Here is a 3,332-nt window from a genome sequence, read left to right on the forward strand (position 1 = left end):
GAGGGTGAGTACAAAGGAAGCGTCCGTTCCTTGAGAACTCAACAGCGTGCCAAAAATCAACGCCAGAAGTTGATACCCCGTCCACTTCGGTGGATGAGGTTCCTTTGAAAAAGACCTGTCGGGCCTTCGGGTACTGGCAGGCAACAACACAGCGAGGACGCAGTGGTCAGTCGGTCATATTCCGACCATGACTGGCCCGCTCAACGTGTGTGTGCACCCGATTACGGGTAAACATTCATGGAGAGTTTGATCCTGGCTCAGGACGAACGCTGGCGGCGTGCTTAACACATGCAAGTCGAACGATGAAGCCCTTCGGGGTGGATTAGTGGCGAACGGGTGAGTAACACGTGGGCAATCTGCCCTTCACTCTGGGACAAGCCCTGGAAACGGGGTCTAATACCGGATAATACTCCTGCCTGCATGGGTGGGGGTTGAAAGCTCCGGCGGTGAAGGATGAGCCCGCGGCCTATCAGCTTGTTGGTGGGGTAATGGCCCACCAAGGCGACGACGGGTAGCCGGCCTGAGAGGGCGACCGGCCACACTGGGACTGAGACACGGCCCAGACTCCTACGGGAGGCAGCAGTGGGGAATATTGCACAATGGGCGAAAGCCTGATGCAGCGACGCCGCGTGAGGGATGACGGCCTTCGGGTTGTAAACCTCTTTCAGCAGGGAAGAAGCGAAAGTGACGGTACCTGCAGAAGAAGCGCCGGCTAACTACGTGCCAGCAGCCGCGGTAATACGTAGGGCGCAAGCGTTGTCCGGAATTATTGGGCGTAAAGAGCTCGTAGGCGGCTTGTCACGTCGGATGTGAAAGCCCGAGGCTTAACCTCGGGTCTGCATTCGATACGGGCTAGCTAGAGTGTGGTAGGGGAGATCGGAATTCCTGGTGTAGCGGTGAAATGCGCAGATATCAGGAGGAACACCGGTGGCGAAGGCGGATCTCTGGGCCATTACTGACGCTGAGGAGCGAAAGCGTGGGGAGCGAACAGGATTAGATACCCTGGTAGTCCACGCCGTAAACGTTGGGAACTAGGTGTTGGCGACATTCCACGTCGTCGGTGCCGCAGCTAACGCATTAAGTTCCCCGCCTGGGGAGTACGGCCGCAAGGCTAAAACTCAAAGGAATTGACGGGGGCCCGCACAAGCGGCGGAGCATGTGGCTTAATTCGACGCAACGCGAAGAACCTTACCAAGGCTTGACATATACCGGAAAGCATTAGAGATAGTGCCCCCCTTGTGGTCGGTATACAGGTGGTGCATGGCTGTCGTCAGCTCGTGTCGTGAGATGTTGGGTTAAGTCCCGCAACGAGCGCAACCCTTGTCCTGTGTTGCCAGCATGCCCTTCGGGGTGATGGGGACTCACAGGAGACCGCCGGGGTCAACTCGGAGGAAGGTGGGGACGACGTCAAGTCATCATGCCCCTTATGTCTTGGGCTGCACACGTGCTACAATGGCCGGTACAATGAGCTGCGATACCGTGAGGTGGAGCGAATCTCAAAAAGCCGGTCTCAGTTCGGATTGGGGTCTGCAACTCGACCCCATGAAGTCGGAGTCGCTAGTAATCGCAGATCAGCATTGCTGCGGTGAATACGTTCCCGGGCCTTGTACACACCGCCCGTCACGTCACGAAAGTCGGTAACACCCGAAGCCGGTGGCCCAACCCGTAAGGGAGGGAGCTGTCGAAGGTGGGACTGGCGATTGGGACGAAGTCGTAACAAGGTAGCCGTACCGGAAGGTGCGGCTGGATCACCTCCTTTCTAAGGAGCACAGTACCGATTGCAGACAAACGTTCTGCACGGTCAGCTCATGGGTGGAACGTTGATTAGTTGGCACAGTCAGAGTCTGAGAAGTCGTGAGTACTGCTTCGGCGTGGAAAACGGGATTCGAGGAAGTGACTGTGCTTGGCACGTTGTTGGGTCCTGAAGGTATGGCCGTTTGGTCTTGTCTTCAGTGCCGGCCCCAGTGAACTTGTGCTCTTCGGAGTGCAGGGTGATGGGTGGCTGGTCGTTGTTTGAGAACTACACAGTGGACGCGAGCATCTGTGGCCAAGTTTTTAAGGGCGCACGGTGGATGCCTTGGCACCAGGAACCGATGAAGGACGTGAGAGGCCGCGATAGGCCCCGGGGAGCTGCCAACTGAGCTTTGATCCGGGGGTGTCCGAATGGGGAAACCCGGCAGTCGTCATGGGCTGTCACCCACTGCTGAACACATAGGCAGTGTGGAGGGAACGAGGGGAAGTGAAACATCTCAGTACCCTCAGGAAGAGAAAACAACCGTGATTCCGGGAGTAGTGGCGAGCGAAACCGGATGAGGCCAAACCGTATGCGTGTGATACCCGGCAGGGGTTGCGCATGCGGGGTTGTGGGAATGAGCTTTCATGGTCTGCCGGCCATGAGGCGAGTCAGAAACCGTTGATGTAGTCGAAGGACATGCGAAAGGTCCGGCGTAGAGGGTAAGACCCCCGTAGACGAAACATCAGCGGCTTGCTTGCTCATCTCCCAAGTAGCACGGGGCCCGAGAAATCCCGTGTGAATCTGGCGGGACCACCCGCTAAGCCTAAATATTCCCTGGTGACCGATAGCGGATAGTACCGTGAGGGAATGGTGAAAAGTACCGCGGGAGCGGAGTGAAATAGTACCTGAAACCGTGTGCCTACAAGCCGTGGGAGCGTCGGACGTACTTGTACGTCTCGTGACTGCGTGCCTTTTGAAGAATGAGCCTGCGAGTTAGCGGTGTGTAGCGAGGTTAACCCGTGTGGGGAAGCCGTAGCGAAAGCGAGTCCGAATAGGGCGATTGAGTTGCACGCTCTAGACCCGAAGCGGAGTGATCTAGCCATGGGCAGGTTGAAGCGGAGGTAAGACTTCGTGGAGGACCGAACCCACCAGGGTTGAAAACCTGGGGGATGACCTGTGGTTAGGGGTGAAAGGCCAATCAAACTCCGTGATAGCTGGTTCTCCCCGAAATGCATTTAGGTGCAGCGTCGTGTGTTTCTTGCCGGAGGTAGAGCACTGGATAGGCGATGGGCCCTACCGGGTTACTGACCTTAGCCAAACTCCGAATGCCGGTAAGTGAGAGCACGGCAGTGAGACTGTGGGGGATAAGCTCCATGGTCGAGAGGGAAACAGCCCAGAGCATCGACTAAGGCCCCTAAGCGTACGCTAAGTGGGAAAGGATGTGGAGTCGCAGAGACAACCAGGAGGTTGGCTTAGAAGCAGCCACCCTTGAAAGAGTGCGTAATAGCTCACTGGTCAAGTGATTCCGCGCCGACAATGTAGCGGGGCTCAAGCGTACCGCCGAAGTCGTGTCATTGCAGCAATAGGGCCAACGCCT

Annotated in this window: 2 rRNA genes (1 of these 2 running past the window's edge); both read left to right on the forward strand. The window is 57.0% G+C overall.

Features of this window, described 5'->3' with window-relative positions:
• Positions 1–234 precede the first annotated feature (234 nt).
• A 16S ribosomal RNA gene (locus ACFXA3_RS34200) occupies positions 235–1,759 on the forward strand.
• A 286-nt stretch (positions 1,760–2,045) separates the two neighbouring features.
• Positions 2,046–3,332: ribosomal RNA gene (locus ACFXA3_RS34205) — 23S ribosomal RNA — on the forward strand; it runs 1,930 nt beyond the window's last position.
• The 16S and 23S rRNA genes sit together here, the layout of an rRNA operon.

It is taken from the genome of Streptomyces sp. NPDC059456 (genome assembly GCF_042750055.1).
Taxonomy (GTDB): Bacteria; Actinomycetota; Actinomycetes; order Streptomycetales; family Streptomycetaceae; genus Streptomyces.